Source organism: Bacillus sp. KICET-3, assembly GCF_033261025.1.
Lineage (GTDB): Bacteria > Bacillota > Bacilli > Bacillales > Bacillaceae > Bacillus > Bacillus sonorensis.
In genome coordinates this window covers 17,962-33,283 of the sequence record NZ_CP137345.1, presented here as the reverse complement: position 1 = coordinate 33,283, position 15,322 = coordinate 17,962, and the positions used below count along the sequence as shown (strand labels likewise).

Below are 15,322 nucleotides of genomic sequence, written 5' to 3'. Positions count from 1 at the left end.
CTAAATCCACTCTCTTTCTTTTTTATTCTTTAATTTCAATCAGTTCCGCTCCAAACAGCTTTTTGGCTTCTGCTATCAGCGGATCTTCCTCTTCTTTGCTTCCATTTGTATCCGAATCTTCCGGCTGGTGTTCCTGCAAAAATTCTTCTCTTATTTTACCCCATTGAGCTTCAGGAACGCCAACCATATCTATTCTTCTTCCGAGCATTCCGTCTAAAATTTGCTCTAAATTCGTTCTGACGCCGTTATTATCTTCAGCAACCATTTTACAGTGAATTTCATATTTAAATGAGAGGACGAATGCGTTTGAAGACGCCGCCACCGGCTCGCTGTCATTTAAAAGAGCCGCATGCGACACTTTATTTTGCTGCTTCAGCTGGGCGAGCAGCTCCCCCCAGCAGCCCTTTACCTTTTCCAGGTCGGCTCTTGTCGCATCTTTTAATATTTCATGAATGCGGCCGACAGGCGTCTTATATCCGCTCTTCACGCTTTTTTGCGGGCGGGACGCTTCTTTTGGCTGGTTCGGGGCTGGCGCCTGGACTCCCGATGTTTTAAGCCTTTCAATTTCCTGTTCAAGCTGGCGAACCTTGTTGACGAGGCTGTCGATTTCAGGCTGTCCGGCTGACGGCGCCTCTGCTCTTGCCCCCTGGCAAAGCTTCACAACCGCAACCTCAAAAAAGATCCGCGGATGATTGGTCCATTTCATTTCCTGGTGGCTTTTATTTAAAACGTCAATCATTTCATAAAGAGCAGGCGCAGGAATTTGCTTGGACAGCTGTTGAAACGCCTCGTCCACTTTCACCTTTTCGAGCACGCCCTCTAAATCGGGGGCTGTCTGATAAAGAAGCATATCCCTGAAATAGAAAATCATATCCTCGATCAGCTTTGCCGGGTCTTTTCCCTGCTGAAGAAGCTCGTTCAACGTTTCTAAAGCCTCTGAGACATTCTTTTCATGAAGGGACAACGCAAGTTTTCCGATATATGCCTGAGATACGGAGCCCGTGATCAGCAGCGCATCATCAACCGTCAGCTCATCACCGCTGAAGGATATCGCCTGATCAAGCAGGCTTAAAGCATCCCTCATTCCGCCGTCCGCGGCACCGGCGATAATCTCAAGCGCACCGTCTTGAACCTTGAATTGCTCGGTTTCAACAATTTTTTTCATTCGGCCGACAATGGCCTGCGACGTAATTCTTTTAAAATCAAAGCGTTGACACCTTGAAATAATTGTCAAAGGAATTTTATGAGGCTCTGTTGTTGCAAGAATAAAAATACAATGCTCAGGCGGCTCTTCAAGCGTTTTAAGAAGAGCATTGAATGCGCCAATAGAAAGCATATGTACTTCATCTATGATATATACTTTATACGTGACAGCGGACGGGGCAAATTTCACTTTATCCCTGATGTCCCGTATTTCATCTACACCGTTATTAGAGGCGGCGTCGATTTCAATGACGTCCGAAATCGCACCGTTTGTAATGCCTTTACATGCGGAACATTCGTTGCACGGTTCGCTGACTGGAGCATGCTCGCAGTTTACAGCTTTGGCAAAAATCTTTGCGGCGCTTGTTTTCCCTGTTCCCCTTGGCCCGGAAAACAGGTAGGCGTGAGAAAATTTCTTTTGTAAAAGGGCATTTTGCAATGTTTTCGTAATGTGCTCCTGACCGACAACATCTTCAAACAACTGCGGTCTGAACACTCTATATAAAGCCTGGTAACTCACAAACACGCCCTCCTCTTGATATCATCATCCTTATTATACATGAAGCTGCTTTCAATTCCAAAAGCTCTTATAAAGAAAAAAACAATACAAAAAACTCATCTATTCCAGAATAGATGAGTCTTAATTTGATGATTGATTTACCGTGCACCTTCTGTCGATTCGCTACCCTAAGCGTTACTTAAGCAGTTAGCTCAGCCCAGGCGACCCTGCGGCACATGGAAGGTTCCACTTAATGCTGCTTCCTTCCGGACCTGACATGGTTCATGGATTCCCATTGCGCAGGACCCAAGCGTCAACACCACTTGCTTAAGGCAGACCTTAAAGTAAACGAACCTCGAGAAAGGAATTCGGCCTCGCTCGAGCGGATTGCGAGTACAGGGCACCGCTACCTCCCCGCTTAGCACGGCAAAATAAATATCAAATTATTTAAGCTGCGCCTCTATGTGACGCACTCATTAGTATAACTTGTTTCACCCTAAAATGCAAATTTCTATCATTGTGCTTTGTTCTGCTTCTCCGCTTTCTTTTTCGCCCGAAGCTTCCTGAAAAAATCACTCAGCAGACGTCCGCATTCTTCCTCCATTACACCGCTTACCACTTCAGCCTGATGATTAAACCTCTCGTCTTCGAGAAGGTTCATCAAGGTGCCTGCACAGCCCCCTTTAGGGTCATATGCTCCAAAAACGACTTTTTCAATTCTTGAAAGGACAGCCGCTCCGGCGCACATCGGACACGGTTCAAGCGTAACGTAAAGGACCGCTCTTTCAAGCCGCCAGGTTCCCAGCTTTCTGCATGCTTCGTCTATGACAAGCATCTCTGCATGGGCAAGCGAGCGTTGATCTGTTTCCCTTAAGTTATGGGCGCGGGCAATAATTTCATCATCAAGAACGAGAACGGCGCCGATCGGCACTTCTCCTTTTTCTTCCGCTTTTCTCGCTTCTCGGATCGCTTCTTTCATATAAAGCTCGTCTTGTGTCATCTGCACGCACTCTTTCAATGTTTTTTCTCATTCCGGAAAGGCTAACATATAGATAATGAAACATCGATCCGGAAAGGAGGCGGACCGGCTTGTCCAATTCAGATACCGCCCTAATTATTGTAGACATCATCAACGATTTTCAATTCGATATGGGCGAGGCTCTTTCCAAACAAACAGAGGAAATGACCGCTGATCTTCTTGCTTTAAAAAAACATGCCGGCAACATGAATTGGCCTATCATATACATTAATGACCATTTTGGTATTTGGCAAGCGGATATTGCTGCCATTATCAAAAAATGCAGGAATGCCAAAAGCGAACGCATCATTGAACGGCTGGAACCGAATGAAAACGACTATTTTTTAATCAAGCCGAAGCACTCGGCCTTTTACGGAACCGCTCTTGAAACTTTATTAAGCGAGCTCTCTATCAGTCATTTAATCATTACGGGAATAGCCGGCAACATATGTGTTCTGTTTACGGCAAACGATGCCTATATGCGGGAGTATGATATCACGATTCCGAAGGACTGCATTGCCTCAAACACTGAAAAAGACAACGAGTATGCCTTAACGATAATGAAAGATATCCTTTTCGCCAAAATCACGACCGCGGAAAACCTCATCAACGAAACGTGAGCATGAAACACTTCCTTTTCTCATATAGTGATAGCAATGAGAAAGGAGGCGTTTTCCATTCAAATTTACGTCGTGAGAAGAGGCGATACACTTTATAGAATTGCCAACCGGTACAGGACAACAGTGAATGAAATTGTAGAGACGAATGACATTCCCAATCCAAATCGTCTTGTTGTCGGACAAACCATTGTCATACCGATTGCAGGTCAATTTTACGAGGTGAGAGCGGGAAACACATTGGCATCGATCGCCGGCCGTTTCAACATGTCGGCGGCGGAGCTCGCCAGGATCAATCGCATCCAGCCCCCTGATGCCGTTTTGCCTGTGGGGATCTTGCTGTACATTCCTCCGCGGCCAAAGCGCACGATAGAAACAAACGCCTATATTGAGCCGCGCGGAAACAGGGTCAGCCCGGCTCTGCAGCAGGCGGCAAGAGAGGCTTCTCCGTATCTCACCTATCTGGGCGCTTTCAGCTTTCAAGCAAAACGCGACGGCACGCTTCAAGAACCGCCGCTCACCGGATTAAAACAAATTGCCGACAGGCAGAACGTGACATTGATGATGATTGTGACCAACCTTGAGAATGAAGCATTCAGCGACGAACTTGGAAGGATTATCCTGACAGACGAAAATATAAAAAACAAATTGCTGAACGAAATTGTTGCAGCAGCGAGAAAATACGGTTTTAGAGACATTCACTTCGACTTTGAGTATTTAAGACCCGAGGATAGAGAAGCTTATAATCAGTTTTTAAGGGAGGCAAGGGATCGTTTTAGACGGGAGGGCTGGCTGATCTCCACCGCTCTGGCGCCTAAAACAAGCGCAACTCAAGCGGGGCAGTGGTATGAGGCCCATGATTACCGGGCGCACGGCCAGATTGTCGATTTCGTCGTATTGATGACGTATGAGTGGGGCTACAGCGGAGGGCCGCCGATGGCTGTATCTCCGATCGGGCCTGTCCGTGATGTCATTGAATACGCGCTTACAGAAATGCCTGCCAATAAAATCGTGATGGGCCAAAATTTATACGGCTATGATTGGACTCTCCCTTACAGACCGGGCGGGCCATTGGCAAGAGCGATCAGTCCTCAGCAGGCAATCACCATTGCAAGCGAAAATCAAGCAAGCATTTTATTCGATGATGAAGCCCAGGCCCCCTATTTCCGCTATACAGACAAAGCAGGCAAACAGCATGAGGTGTGGTTTGAAGATGCCAGATCCATCCAGGCTAAATTTGACCTGATCAAAGAGTTAAACCTGAGGGGAATCAGCTATTGGAAGCTGGGGCTGTCTTTCCCGCAAAACTGGCTATTGCTAGCTGATCAATTTAATGTTGTAAAAGAGACGTTCCCAAGTTGACGGAACGTTTTTTTCATGGGCAAAGGAAAAGGATGTGATACAATATGAATGTTGAAAATCACAAGCAAACGCTTATCTGAGTAGGAGGACACCTATGAACACAGCCCCTTTTATTGCTGTCGAAGGTCCCATCGGGGCGGGAAAAACCACATTGGCCTGCATGCTTTCAGAAACGCTCTCATTATCTCTTGTCAAAGAAATCGTCGAAGAGAACCCTTTCCTCGACAAATTCTATGAGGATAAAGACGAATGGAGCTTTCAGCTGGAAATGTTTTTCCTATGCAATCGCTATAAACAGCTTGAAGATACTGAAAAAGAGTATTTACATAAAAACACTCCCGTTATTTCGGACTACCATATTTATAAAAATCTTATTTTTGCGGAACGGACGCTGAAAGGCAAAAAGCTTGAAAAATACAGAAAGATTTACGGGCTGCTGACAGAAGACTTGCCGAAGCCGAATATCATTATCTATATTCGCGCAAGCCTTCCGACTTTATTAAAGCGGATCAAAAAGCGCGGCCGTCCGTTTGAACAGCAGATGGACGAGCTTTATTTGGAACAGCTGATCAAGGATTATGAAGCCGCAATCAAACAAATCAAAGAATCTGATCCATCATTGCCCGTGATTGAAATAAACGGTGACAAAGACGATTTTGTTTTATCTGAAGCAGTTTATAATCGAATTGCCGATCAAGTAAAGGAGTATATACGATGACTGTACACGATATTCCGAAAGATGCCATCATAACCGTTGCAGGTACGGTGGGAGTGGGAAAATCCACATTAACAAAAGAGCTTGCAAAAAGACTTGGATTTAAAACATCTCTTGAAGAGGTCGTCAACAACCCTTATTTAGAGAACTTTTACAAAGATTTTGAACGCTGGAGTTTTCATTTGCAGATTTTCTTTTTAGCGGAACGGTTCAAAGAGCAAAAGTATATTTATGAATCCGGAGGCGGATTTGTTCAAGACAGATCCATTTATGAAGACACAGGCATATTTGCCAAAATGCACGCGGATAAAGGAACAATGTCAAAAGTCGACTATAAAACCTATACCAGTCTGTTTGAAGCAATGGTCATGACGCCATACTTTCCCCGCCCTGATGTCTTAGTATACCTGGAAGGCAATTTGGAAACGATTCTCGACCGCATCCAAAAACGCGGACGTGAAATGGAACTGCAAACTGACCGGTCCTACTGGGAGGAAATGTACACAAGGTACGAAAACTGGATCAGCGGCTTCAATGCCTGTCCGGTCGTAAGAGTCAACATAGACGACTACGATCTTTTCAACAATTCCGCATCCCTCGACCCGATCATCGAAAAAATAGGCAAAGCCATTCAAAGATAAATATAAAAAAGAGCGGACTCTCTCGGAAGATCCGCTCTTTTTTTTGCAAAACGCAATCCCGCGGCGCCACACCGAAGATCATCGCAGAGGGTGGTCTAGTCGGTCTGTAGCGGATTCGTTAAATGGCGTTCCGGCAGGCCGCTCGCCTCGGAAGCAAGAAATTGCACATAATCTCCCGATTCGTCCCCGCCGGATGAGTTAAAATATAAAAAAACCGCTGCCTCGTCCAGGCAGCGGCAACACAATCTCCAATTTATGCTTAGTCAATCACTAAAATGCTAATCAATAATGGCGGAGGAAGAGGGATTCGAACCCCCGCGGGCTTTGACACCCCTGTCGGTTTTCAAGACCGATCCCTTCAGCCAGACTTGGGTATTCCTCCGTATCGACAAGAATTAATATAACATGTCCTATCCTTTTAAGTCAAGAGGAATTTCGATAAAAAATTTAATTTTATTGATCTCTTGCTATAATGATATACGAATAACGATTATAACAAAGGATGATGGAAATGTGGAGTCATATGCTGAGGCGTTTAGCCGGTGAATATACGTTTAACAAACCTGCTGAACCCTCAAAATTGGAAGAAATCAAACGAAAATTCAATATTCAGCTCCCAATTGAATTGGAGAATCTGCTGAAAGAAACAGATGGAATCAATGACGAATTCGGCTGTCATCTGATTTGGTCCACGGACCGAATCATAGAGGAAAATGAGGACCTGAGAAATGGCGAAGTTTTTAAGGATATATACATGCCCTTTGACTGTCTCTTATTTATCGCTGATGCGGGAAACGGTGATTTATTTGCTTATTCCATTTTAAATGGCTCTATACAAAAAGACGATATATATGTTTGGAATCACGAGGATGACAGCCGGACGTGGGTCGCCCCTTCTTTAACACAATTTATCGAATGGTGGATTGATGGGAACATTCGCGTGTAAATCTTTCAACTGACAGGAGCAGCGATAACATGAAGTATCTCTCAAAAGAACTGGCGGCGGAAATTGTTGATAGAACAATGTCGATTATTCAGCACAATATCAATATCATGGATGAACACGGGGTCATCATTGCCTCTGGAGACCGTACGAGGATTGGCAATGAGCATGACGGCGCAAAAGATGTTCTTTCAGCTGAAAGCATCATCAGCATCACACCTGAAGAATGTTCTGATTTGACCGGCACAAAACCTGGGGTAAATCTCCCGATCGTATTTCATGATGAAATAATCGGCGTCATCGGCATTACCGGCTCTCCTTCTGAAGTCAGCCATTATGGAGAACTGGTCAAAATGGCGGCGGAACTGACGGTTGAACAGGCATTTTTGACAAAACAGCTGACTTGGGATCAAAGACTGCGGGAAGAAACGGTCATCCAAATGATCCAGGGTGGTGATTTGACTTCTCTTGACTTTCTGGAACGTGCAGAGCGTTTAAGCATTCCCTTGAAAAATAAGCGTATATGCTTGGTCTTTGAGCTTCCTTCCGCTGATATAAAGCCGGCATTTACCAAAGGCCTTGAAAAACATTTAAAGCCTCAAGATCTTTACGCCAATATTTCTTTAACGGAGATTGCCGTCTTACTGACAGATGAACCCGAAAAAAAGCGGTCTGACATCTATTCAGCCTGGCATGACTGGCTCAGCCAATGGGACACAATCATAGGAGCGATGGGGGAGCAGGCGGAACAGCTTCAGCAGCTGTCCTTTTCCTATCAAAGTGCAAAGCAAACCTTGAAAATTGCCAAAACGATGGGTCCTCACCGTTATTTTTACGATTATCGGGACTTTGCGATACCTGTTCTTCTATCAAAGGTTCGGCAGCCTGATCAGGAAGTGCATGTCAAAAAAATCTGGGAGCGCCTTTCTCAAGCAGATTCAAAAGGCGACTTGGCCAAAACCCTTCTTTGCTACATTAACGCGAACGGCGAAATAGCAGAAGTTTCATCAAGGCTGTTCATTCACCGCAACACATTACATTACCGCTTAAAAAAAATCGAAGCGGCGACCGGATGCAATCCAAAACATTTGGAAGACTTGTTTAAGCTGTATACAGCGATTACCCTTTTTTCATCTTTTTGTTCAAATGAACAATTTTAATGTGGGATACAGTGATGAAATCCGTATATCTGAACAATTCTCCCTCCGTCAGAAAGCGTTTACAATTGGACGTAAAGGAGGGGTTGCAGAAATGGATATTCAAATACACGCGATAGGCGCCCTTTGTGCATTAGCCATTTCCATCTTTTTAATTTTGAAAAAAGTTCCGCCGGCTTACGGCATGATGGCCGGAGCCTTAGCAGGAGGCTTAATTGGCGGTGCGGATTTAATAGAAACAACAGATTTAATGATAGCAGGCGCTAAAAACATGATGCCTGCCGTGCTTCGCATTTTGGCGGCAGGCGTGCTTGCAGGCGTTCTGATTCAGTCGGGATCGGCAGCTGTCATAGCCGAAACCATCGTCCAAAAAATCGGCGAAAAAAGAGCATTGCTTGCCTTGACCCTTGCGGCGGCCATCTTAACAACGGTTGGGGTATTTGTCGATGTTGCCGTTATTACCGTTGCTCCGATCGCCCTGGCCATCGCAAAACGGACTTCAATCAGTAAAGCGGCTATACTTTTAGCGATGATCGGCGGCGGGAAAGCGGGAAATATCATGTCCCCCAATCCCAATGCGATTGCGGCTTCAGATGCGTTTCATGTCCCTTTGACATCCGTCATGGCCGCGGGAATCATACCTGCTTTTTTCGGTTTGGGAGCCACATATTTGTTGGCAAAACGGCTCTCCAATAAAGGAACACAGGTTGTTGACGGAGAAATTGAAAACAGTTCCAATCAGCGGTTTCCGTCATTTTGGGCGGCGATCAGCGGTCCGATAGCCGCGATCCTTTTGCTCGCTTTAAGACCGGCAGCAGGAATTACCATTGATCCAATTATTGCTCTGCCGGCAGGAGGCCTCGTGACGGCGATTGCTTCGGGACAGGCGCTCAAGCTGAAGGATTATGCCGCTTCAGGCCTTTCCAAGATGTCAGGCGTCGCCGTCATGCTGATCGGAACCGGAACACTTGCAGGCATTATCGCCAACTCCAGTCTCAACGCATTGATCACAGACAGCCTTGTCGGATTGGGACTGCCCGCTTTTCTTTTAGCTCCGGTTTCGGGAATGCTGATGTCCATGGCGACAGCCTCAACAACTGCGGGTACGGCTGTCGCCAGCAGCGTATTTGGTCCGACTCTGCTTGATTTCGGTGTCGCCGGCCTTGCGGGAGCAGCCATGATTCACGCCGGGGCAACCGTCCTTGATCACATGCCCCATGGAAGTTTCTTTCATGCGACAGGAGGCAGTGTTTTTATGTCCATGAAAGAACGCCTTAAACTTATTCCATATGAATCAGTCATCGGCTTGATCTTAACCATCATTTCAACCTTGATCTTCGGGATTTTTCAATTCTTTATTTAAAAAGGAGCAGAAGTTATGAAAATCGTGATCGCACCTGATTCTTTCAAGGAAAGCTTGTCCTCGCTGGAGGCGGCTGTAAGCATTGAAAAAGGCTTTAAGGCCGTGTTGCCTGATGCCGAGTATATCAAAATTCCGGTTGCCGACGGCGGAGAAGGAACGGTTCGGGCTTTGGTAGATGCCACCGGCGGAGAAATGATTTACAAAAAGGCAACAGGACCTCTCGGAACACCCGTGAATGCTGCTTATGGGCTTCTTGGAGACGGAAAAACGGCCGTTATTGAAATGGCGGAGGCATCGGGCCTTCACCTTGTTCCGCCCAAATTGCGCAACCCGCTCCTGACGACATCGAGAGGAACCGGAGAACTGATCCTGGATGCTGTAGAAAAAGGTGCAGCCAAGATTATCATCGGACTGGGCGGAAGCGCTACGAATGACGGTGGAGCAGGCATGGCCAGTGCACTGGGCGTCAAATTTCTAAACAGGGAGGGACAGGAGATTCAGGATGGCGGCAATGCGCTGTCTGAAGTTGCCAAAATTGATATCAGCGGTCTCCATCCAAAATTAAAACAAGTCACATTTGAAACGGCTTGTGATGTTGATAACCCGTTAACGGGACCCCGCGGGGCATCTGCGGTTTTCGGGCCGCAAAAGGGAGCGACTGATGAGATGGTTGCTCATTTAGACCAACATTTAAAACATTATGCCGCGGTTATCAAAAGCGAATTAAACATAGAGGTCGATCCGCTGCCGGGAGCCGGTGCGGCAGGCGGCTTGGGAGCTGGGCTGTATGCCTTTTTAAAAGCGGAATTAAAAAGCGGCGTTGACATTGTTTTGGATGCCTTATCATTTTCAGAACGCATCAAAGGAGCCGATCTTGTCATTACAGGAGAAGGAAAAATAGACGGCCAAACGATCTACGGAAAAACACCGGCAGGAATCGCCAAACGGGCCGCAAAGGAAAATATTCCTGTCATCGCTTTCGCTGGTTCGCTTGGCGAGGGCTGTGAACTTGTTTATGACATAGGCATTTCCGCACTTTTTTCTATCGTGCCCGGAATCCGCTCCTTGGAGGATTCCCTTGCCAATGGGAGCTTATATTTGGAGCGCTGCGCGCGAAATGTGGCTGCAGTCTGGTTATTAAAATAAAAAGGTGCGCCTTATGACGCACCTTTTTTATGATGGCTGGATCACTTCTTTGTTCCCCATATATGGACGAAGCGCTTTAGGAATGACGACGCTTCCGTCTTCCTGCTGATAATTCTCCAATACAGCGGCGACCGTTCGGCCGACTGCCAAGCCGGAGCCGTTTAATGTATGGACATGTTCAGGCTTTCCTTTTGCTTCCCTTCTGAATCTGATATTGGCCCGTCTCGCCTGGAAGGCTTCGAAGTTGCTGCAGGATGAAATTTCACGATACGTGTTTTGGCTCGGAATCCATACTTCGATATCGTATTTTTTTGCAGCCGTAAAGCCTAAATCGCCCGTACACATGCTCATGACACGGTAAGGCAGCTCCAGCAGCTGAAGCACTTTTTCAGCCTGATTGGTCAGTTTTTCAAGCTCTTCATAAGAATCTTCCGGCTTCACAAATTTGACAAGCTCTACTTTATTAAATTGATGCTGCCGAATCAATCCCCGTGTGTCTCTTCCAGCTGAACCGGCTTCTGAACGGAAGCAAGCGCTGAACGCAGCATAGTTGATCGGCAGGGAATCGGCGGATAAAATTTCATCACGGTGCATGTTTGTAATCGGCACTTCCGCTGTCGGAATGAGAAAATAATCCTCTTCCCTGATTTTAAAAGCGTCCTCCTCAAACTTAGGAAGCTGCCCTGTTCCTGTCATGCTTGCCCGGTTCACCATATAAGGAGGAATCACTTCCGTATAGCCGTACTCATCCACATGAAGATCGAGCATAAAGTTATATAATGCACGTTCAAGTCTCGCGCCTAGCCCTTTATAGAACACAAAGCGGCTGCCCGTTACTTTTCCGGCTCGCTCAAAATCAAGAATATCCAATTGATCGGCAATGTCCCAATGAGGCTTCGCCTCAAATGAAAATTTGGGAAGCTCGCCCCATTTGCGAACTTCGACATTGTCGTCTTCAGTCTCGCCGACCGGTACAGATTCATGCGGAATGTTTGGAATGGACAGCATGATCTTATCCAGAGAAGACTCGACAGTTCTAAGTTCTTCATCTAGCTTTTTAATTTGTTCGCCAACTTCGCGCATTTCTTTAATGATATGGTCGGCATCCTTTTTCTCGCGTTTCAGGGCCGCCACCTGCTGGGAGACCTCATTGCGCTTTCCTTTCAATTCTTCCACTTTGACGATCAGTTCTCTTCTTTTTGCATCCAATTCCTCAAATTGATCAAAGTCTGTTAAATCTTCTCCCCTGTGGGCAAGCTTTTGTTTGATTTCTTGAAAATTTGCCCGCAGCAATTTCACGTCAAGCATCTGTCTCGCTCCTTTTTACTGATTTGACCGAAAAAAAGAGCCCTTGTCCCCCTGTATAAAGGGACGAGAGCTCTCGCGTTGCCACCCTGATTGAAAACGAGGCACATTGTCCATCGTTTTCCGCTTCGTTTCATAACGGTCTTCCCGTAAATGCCTACTTGAATTGTTCAGCATTTCGCTCAAGGAGGGATTCGGACAGCATCTTTCACCGATTCACACCAACCATCGGCTCTCTTGGAAAGAGAGGCTTCCTACTGCTTCCTGTCAACGCTTTTCGATCTGTAATTGTCTTTTTAATGTACTACAAGTTTTCACAGCTTTCAACTGTTTTATACGACAGCTTCCTGCTTGTGCTTTTCCGCTATCTCAATGAACAGCTTAGTCATTCTGTGGTCATCGGTCAATTCAGGATGGAAGGAACAGCCGAGGAGATTCCCTTGTTTGGCTGCGACGATTCTTCCGTCATGCTCTGAAAGAACTTCGACGCCTGCTCCCGCTTCTAAAATGTGCGGGGCGCGGATAAACACGCCTGTAAACGGTTCTTCCAGCCCTTTGACTGTTAAATCCGCTTCAAAGCTGTCCCTTTGCCTTCCAAATGAATTCCGCTCTACTGTTACATCCAGGACTCCAAGATGAGCATCGTCAGAACCGGCAATTTTCTTCGCCAGGATAATCAAGCCTGCACATGTTCCGAACATCGGCTTTCCGGATGCGGCAAACTCCTGAAGAGGCTTCATAAACTGGTACGTATCGATGAGACGCCTCATCGTCGTGCTTTCGCCTCCCGGTAAAATAAGGCCGTCGATTTCCTTCAGCTCTTCAGGCCATTTAATGACCTTTCCGGCCGCTCCGCATGCTTCAATTGAACGAATGTGTTCCCTTACTGCTCCCTGAAGTCCAAGTACACCAATTGTCAGCATGTAAAACCGTCTCCTTAACGTTTACCAGCCGCGTTCTTGCATACGCTGTTCTGGCAGCAGATTTGAAATTTCAATACCTTTCATCGCAGTTCCAAGCTCTTTTGACAGCTCGGCGATCAGTTTGTAATCTGTGTAATGCGTTGTCGCTTCAACAATCGCTTTCGCGAATTTTGCAGGATTGTCCGATTTAAAGATACCGGATCCTACGAAAACACCGTCAGCGCCAAGCTGCATCATGAGAGCAGCATCAGCAGGCGTTGCTACACCGCCGGCGGCAAAGTTTACAACAGGAAGGCGTCCTTCAGCTTTAATTTGCTTTAACAGCTCATAAGGAGCACCGAGGTTTTTGGCTTCTGTCATCAGTTCGTCATCGCTCATGCCAACCACTTTGCGCACCTGAGCGTTCACTTTTCTCATATGGCGGACCGCTTCAACGATATTGCCTGTTCCCGGCTCGCCTTTTGTGCGAAGCATGGAAGCTCCCTCTGCAATCCGGCGTGTCGCTTCGCCAAGATCGCGGCAGCCGCATACAAATGGAACCGTAAATTCATTTTTATTTAAATGAAATTCCTCATCCGCAGGAGTCAAAACTTCACTTTCATCAATATAATCAACGCCAAGCGCTTCAAGAACACGCGCTTCAACGATATGTCCGATGCGTGCTTTTGCCATAACCGGAATAGAAACTGCGTTCATGACTTCCTCGACAATCGTCGGATCTGCCATACGGGCAACCCCGCCTGCCGCACGGATATCAGCTGGAACACGCTCCAGCGCCATAACTGCAACGGCTCCTGCTTCTTCTGCGATTTTTGCTTGTTCAGCATTGACAACGTCCATGATGACGCCGCCTTTCTGCATTTCTGCCATACCGCGTTTTACACGTTCAGTACCTGTTTGAGCCATTTCTAGGATCCCCCTAATCAAAGATAGAATTATCAGATTTAATCTTATTGTATCCTATAATACCGCAAAATCATATGGAAAAACACGAAGATTTTTTCTATTTTAATACCAAATCGTTAGGATTGTAAATGCAATATTACAATAAAGAGCCCTAATCATAGAGCTCTTTACCAATTTAAAACCAGCCGGTTACCATATCAACGATGCTGTTCCAAATTCCGGCGAAGAATCCGCCGATGCTGCGCATCGTCAATACAAACCAGTTTGCTTTCTCATCTGCTTCTTTTGTCACCAATTTCACACCTGATATATCGCTTCCGATAAAGCCGTAATCCTTCTCATCTCCTGTATAGGAGGCCGTCAAAGTACCGACTTTTTCACCCTTTTTCACAGGTGCGGAAAGCTCCTTTTTATCAAGTGTTACTTTCGCCTTATATTTCTTCTCATCTCCGTTTTTCACAGGGATTGACAGAGCTTTTTCTGTGATGATGCCGACTTCTTGTTCTTTTCCCTGGTCGACTTTAACCGTCTCATTCCCTTTTACCTGGGCGCCTTTCGCATACAGTTCTTTCATTGAGAAATTGTCAAAGGCATAATCCAGCATTTTTTTCGTTGCATCAAAGCGCGCTGTGTGAAGGTTGCCTTTTGCATTAAGCACGACGGAAATCACGCGCATTCCGTTTCTTTTGGCAGTCGCGGTGAAACATGATCCCGCTGAGTCGGTTGATCCCGTTTTCAATCCGTCAACGCCCTTATATTCCTGCACTAGGCCTTTCAGCATGAAGTTCCAGTTCGGCATGTCCATTTCATCATCTGTGCCTTCTCTGAACTTTGTTTTGGCAATGCTTGCCGTATCCAGGATTTCAGGGTAATCATTGACTAAATGATCGGCAAGGATCGCCATGTCTCTTGCAGACACTTCATTTTCCTCATTAGCGCTTGTTCCGCTAGGATGTTTTCCATGAAGGTCTTTATTTTCCAAACCTGTTGCATTGACAAATTTGAAGTTTTTCATTCCAAGTTCTTTAGCTTTTTTATTCATCAATTCAACAAAGTTTGATTCAGAGCCGGCAACGATTTCTGAAAGAGCGATTGCCGCTGCATTCGCAGAGTAAATCGCAGTCGCCTGGTAAAGCTCTTTTACGGTGTAGGAACCGTCTTTGCGAAGCGGAACGTTGGACAATGAGCGGTCTTGGGAAATTTCATAGACATAATCGTCCGGCGTATACTTTTGATCCCATTTCACTTTGCCCTCATGAATCGCTTCCAACAGAAGATACTCCGTCATCATTTTAGCCATGCTGGCAACAGGAAGACGCTGGTCGGCGTTTTTGCTGTATAAAACCTTCCCTGATGACGCTTCAATCAATATTGCCGCCTTTGCGTTTACGTTAATTGGATCATTCGCAGCCTTTGCGTTTGACATAGGCGAAAATGCACCTACCACTATAGCAAAAGCCATAACCAACATGATCAGCTGCTTGATTCTCTTGCTTTTCAAATCTGATACCTCCGCTTTTCATC

Annotated in this window: 14 protein-coding genes, 1 tRNA gene, 1 other RNA gene and 1 other annotated feature; of the genes, 8 read left to right on the top strand and 8 right to left on the bottom strand. The window is 46.1% G+C overall.

What is annotated here, in order from left to right; genetic code table 11:
- Positions 1–22: 22 nt before the first annotated feature.
- The 3 genes from dnaX to tadA form a co-directional block, all read right to left on the bottom strand.
- Positions 23–1,723, bottom strand: a complete 1,701-nt coding sequence (gene dnaX, locus R5H20_RS00160) for a DNA polymerase III subunit gamma/tau (protein ID WP_006640439.1) — start codon at positions 1,721–1,723, stop codon at positions 23–25.
- Positions 1,724–1,863: 140 nt separating this feature from the next.
- Positions 1,864–2,129, bottom strand: an RNA gene (gene ffs / locus R5H20_RS00155) — signal recognition particle sRNA large type.
- Between the two features lie 87 nt (positions 2,130–2,216).
- Positions 2,217–2,702, bottom strand: coding sequence for a tRNA adenosine(34) deaminase TadA (gene tadA / locus R5H20_RS00150; RefSeq protein WP_006640438.1), 486 nt, complete (start codon positions 2,700–2,702; stop codon positions 2,217–2,219).
- Positions 2,703–2,791: 89 nt separating this feature from the next.
- Here tadA and R5H20_RS00145 point away from each other — a divergent pair, with 89 nt between their 5' ends.
- The 4 genes from R5H20_RS00145 to dck all read left to right on the top strand — a co-directional run bounded on the left by R5H20_RS00145 (position 2,792) and on the right by dck (position 6,055).
- A complete protein-coding gene (locus tag R5H20_RS00145) occupies positions 2,792–3,340 on the top strand; it encodes a cysteine hydrolase family protein (RefSeq protein ID WP_006640437.1) in 549 nt (182 codons plus the stop codon).
- 36 nt (positions 3,341–3,376) lie between these two features.
- Positions 3,377–4,699 (top strand): glycoside hydrolase family 18 protein, encoded by a 1,323-nt coding sequence (locus R5H20_RS00140; RefSeq protein WP_006640436.1) that lies wholly within the window; start codon positions 3,377–3,379, stop codon positions 4,697–4,699.
- Between the two features lie 94 nt (positions 4,700–4,793).
- A complete protein-coding gene (locus tag R5H20_RS00135; RefSeq protein ID WP_006640435.1) occupies positions 4,794–5,417 on the top strand; it encodes a deoxynucleoside kinase in 624 nt (207 codons plus the stop codon).
- Complete coding sequence (gene dck / locus R5H20_RS00130; protein WP_006640434.1) at positions 5,414–6,055, top strand: deoxyadenosine/deoxycytidine kinase; 642 nt, start codon at positions 5,414–5,416, stop codon at positions 6,053–6,055. Before R5H20_RS00135 ends, dck begins: the two co-directional genes overlap by 4 nt.
- A 289-nt stretch (positions 6,056–6,344) precedes the next feature.
- Here the strand turns inward: dck and R5H20_RS00125 are convergent.
- Positions 6,345–6,437 (bottom strand) — tRNA-Ser (locus R5H20_RS00125).
- A gap of 129 nt (positions 6,438–6,566) precedes the next feature.
- On the opposite strand from R5H20_RS00125, the gene R5H20_RS00120 reads away from it, so the two are divergent.
- The 4 genes from R5H20_RS00120 (at position 6,567) to R5H20_RS00105 (ending at position 10,664) form a co-directional block, all read left to right on the top strand.
- Positions 6,567–7,001: an SMI1/KNR4 family protein gene (locus R5H20_RS00120; RefSeq protein ID WP_006640433.1), complete on the top strand. Its 435-nt coding sequence runs from the start codon at positions 6,567–6,569 to the stop codon at positions 6,999–7,001.
- Positions 7,002–7,030: 29 nt separating this feature from the next.
- Positions 7,031–8,158 carry a sugar diacid recognition domain-containing protein gene (locus tag R5H20_RS00115; protein WP_006640432.1) on the top strand — a complete coding sequence of 376 codons (1,128 nt, stop codon included), beginning with the start codon at positions 7,031–7,033 and terminating at the stop codon, positions 8,156–8,158.
- Between the two features lie 91 nt (positions 8,159–8,249).
- Entirely contained in the window at positions 8,250–9,518 is a 1,269-nt protein-coding gene (locus R5H20_RS00110) for a GntP family permease (RefSeq protein WP_006640431.1), read from the top strand.
- Positions 9,519–9,533: 15 nt separating this feature from the next.
- The gene (locus tag R5H20_RS00105) at positions 9,534–10,664 is read left to right on the top strand and encodes a glycerate kinase (protein ID WP_006640430.1); all 1,131 of its coding nucleotides are present in this window, start codon (positions 9,534–9,536) and stop codon (positions 10,662–10,664) included.
- Positions 10,665–10,691: 27 nt separating this feature from the next.
- Here R5H20_RS00105 and serS read toward each other — a convergent pair whose 3' ends face one another.
- The 4 genes from serS to R5H20_RS00085 form a co-directional block, all read right to left on the bottom strand.
- Complete coding sequence (gene serS / locus R5H20_RS00100; protein WP_006640429.1) at positions 10,692–11,972, bottom strand: serine--tRNA ligase; 1,281 nt, start codon at positions 11,970–11,972, stop codon at positions 10,692–10,694.
- A gap of 56 nt (positions 11,973–12,028) precedes the next feature.
- Positions 12,029–12,249: a binding site (T-box leader), on the bottom strand.
- A 52-nt stretch (positions 12,250–12,301) separates the two neighbouring features.
- Positions 12,302–12,892, bottom strand: a complete 591-nt coding sequence (gene pdxT, locus R5H20_RS00095; RefSeq protein ID WP_006640428.1) for a pyridoxal 5'-phosphate synthase glutaminase subunit PdxT — start codon at positions 12,890–12,892, stop codon at positions 12,302–12,304.
- Positions 12,893–12,913: 21 nt separating this feature from the next.
- Positions 12,914–13,798 (bottom strand): pyridoxal 5'-phosphate synthase lyase subunit PdxS, encoded by an 885-nt coding sequence (gene pdxS / locus R5H20_RS00090; RefSeq protein WP_006640427.1) that lies wholly within the window; start codon positions 13,796–13,798, stop codon positions 12,914–12,916.
- 175 nt (positions 13,799–13,973) lie between these two features.
- Positions 13,974–15,269 (bottom strand): D-alanyl-D-alanine carboxypeptidase family protein, encoded by a 1,296-nt coding sequence (locus tag R5H20_RS00085; protein ID WP_373870252.1) that lies wholly within the window; start codon positions 15,267–15,269, stop codon positions 13,974–13,976.
- Between the last annotated feature and the right edge of the window lie 53 nt (positions 15,270–15,322).

Excerpts from the sequence above, each read along its gene's own strand:
- tadA (WP_006640438.1), bottom strand. The coding sequence starts at position 2,702 with ATGACACAAGACGAGCTTTATATGAAAGAAGCGATCCGAGAAGCGAGA.
- R5H20_RS00140 (WP_006640436.1), top strand. The coding sequence starts at position 3,377 with ATGAGAAAGGAGGCGTTTTCCATTCAAATTTACGTCGTGAGAAGAGGC.
- R5H20_RS00135 (WP_006640435.1), top strand. The coding sequence starts at position 4,794 with ATGAACACAGCCCCTTTTATTGCTGTCGAAGGTCCCATCGGGGCGGGA.
- dck (WP_006640434.1), top strand. The coding sequence starts at position 5,414 with ATGACTGTACACGATATTCCGAAAGATGCCATCATAACCGTTGCAGGT.
- R5H20_RS00120 (WP_006640433.1), top strand. The coding sequence starts at position 6,567 with ATGTGGAGTCATATGCTGAGGCGTTTAGCCGGTGAATATACGTTTAAC.
- R5H20_RS00115 (WP_006640432.1), top strand. The coding sequence starts at position 7,031 with ATGAAGTATCTCTCAAAAGAACTGGCGGCGGAAATTGTTGATAGAACA.
- R5H20_RS00110 (WP_006640431.1), top strand. The coding sequence starts at position 8,250 with ATGGATATTCAAATACACGCGATAGGCGCCCTTTGTGCATTAGCCATT.
- R5H20_RS00105 (WP_006640430.1), top strand. The coding sequence starts at position 9,534 with ATGAAAATCGTGATCGCACCTGATTCTTTCAAGGAAAGCTTGTCCTCG.
- serS (WP_006640429.1), bottom strand. The coding sequence starts at position 11,972 with ATGCTTGACGTGAAATTGCTGCGGGCAAATTTTCAAGAAATCAAACAA.
- pdxT (WP_006640428.1), bottom strand. The coding sequence starts at position 12,892 with ATGCTGACAATTGGTGTACTTGGACTTCAGGGAGCAGTAAGGGAACAC.
- pdxS (WP_006640427.1), bottom strand. The coding sequence starts at position 13,798 with ATGGCTCAAACAGGTACTGAACGTGTAAAACGCGGTATGGCAGAAATG.
- R5H20_RS00085 (WP_373870252.1), bottom strand. The coding sequence starts at position 15,269 with ATGTTGGTTATGGCTTTTGCTATAGTGGTAGGTGCATTTTCGCCTATG.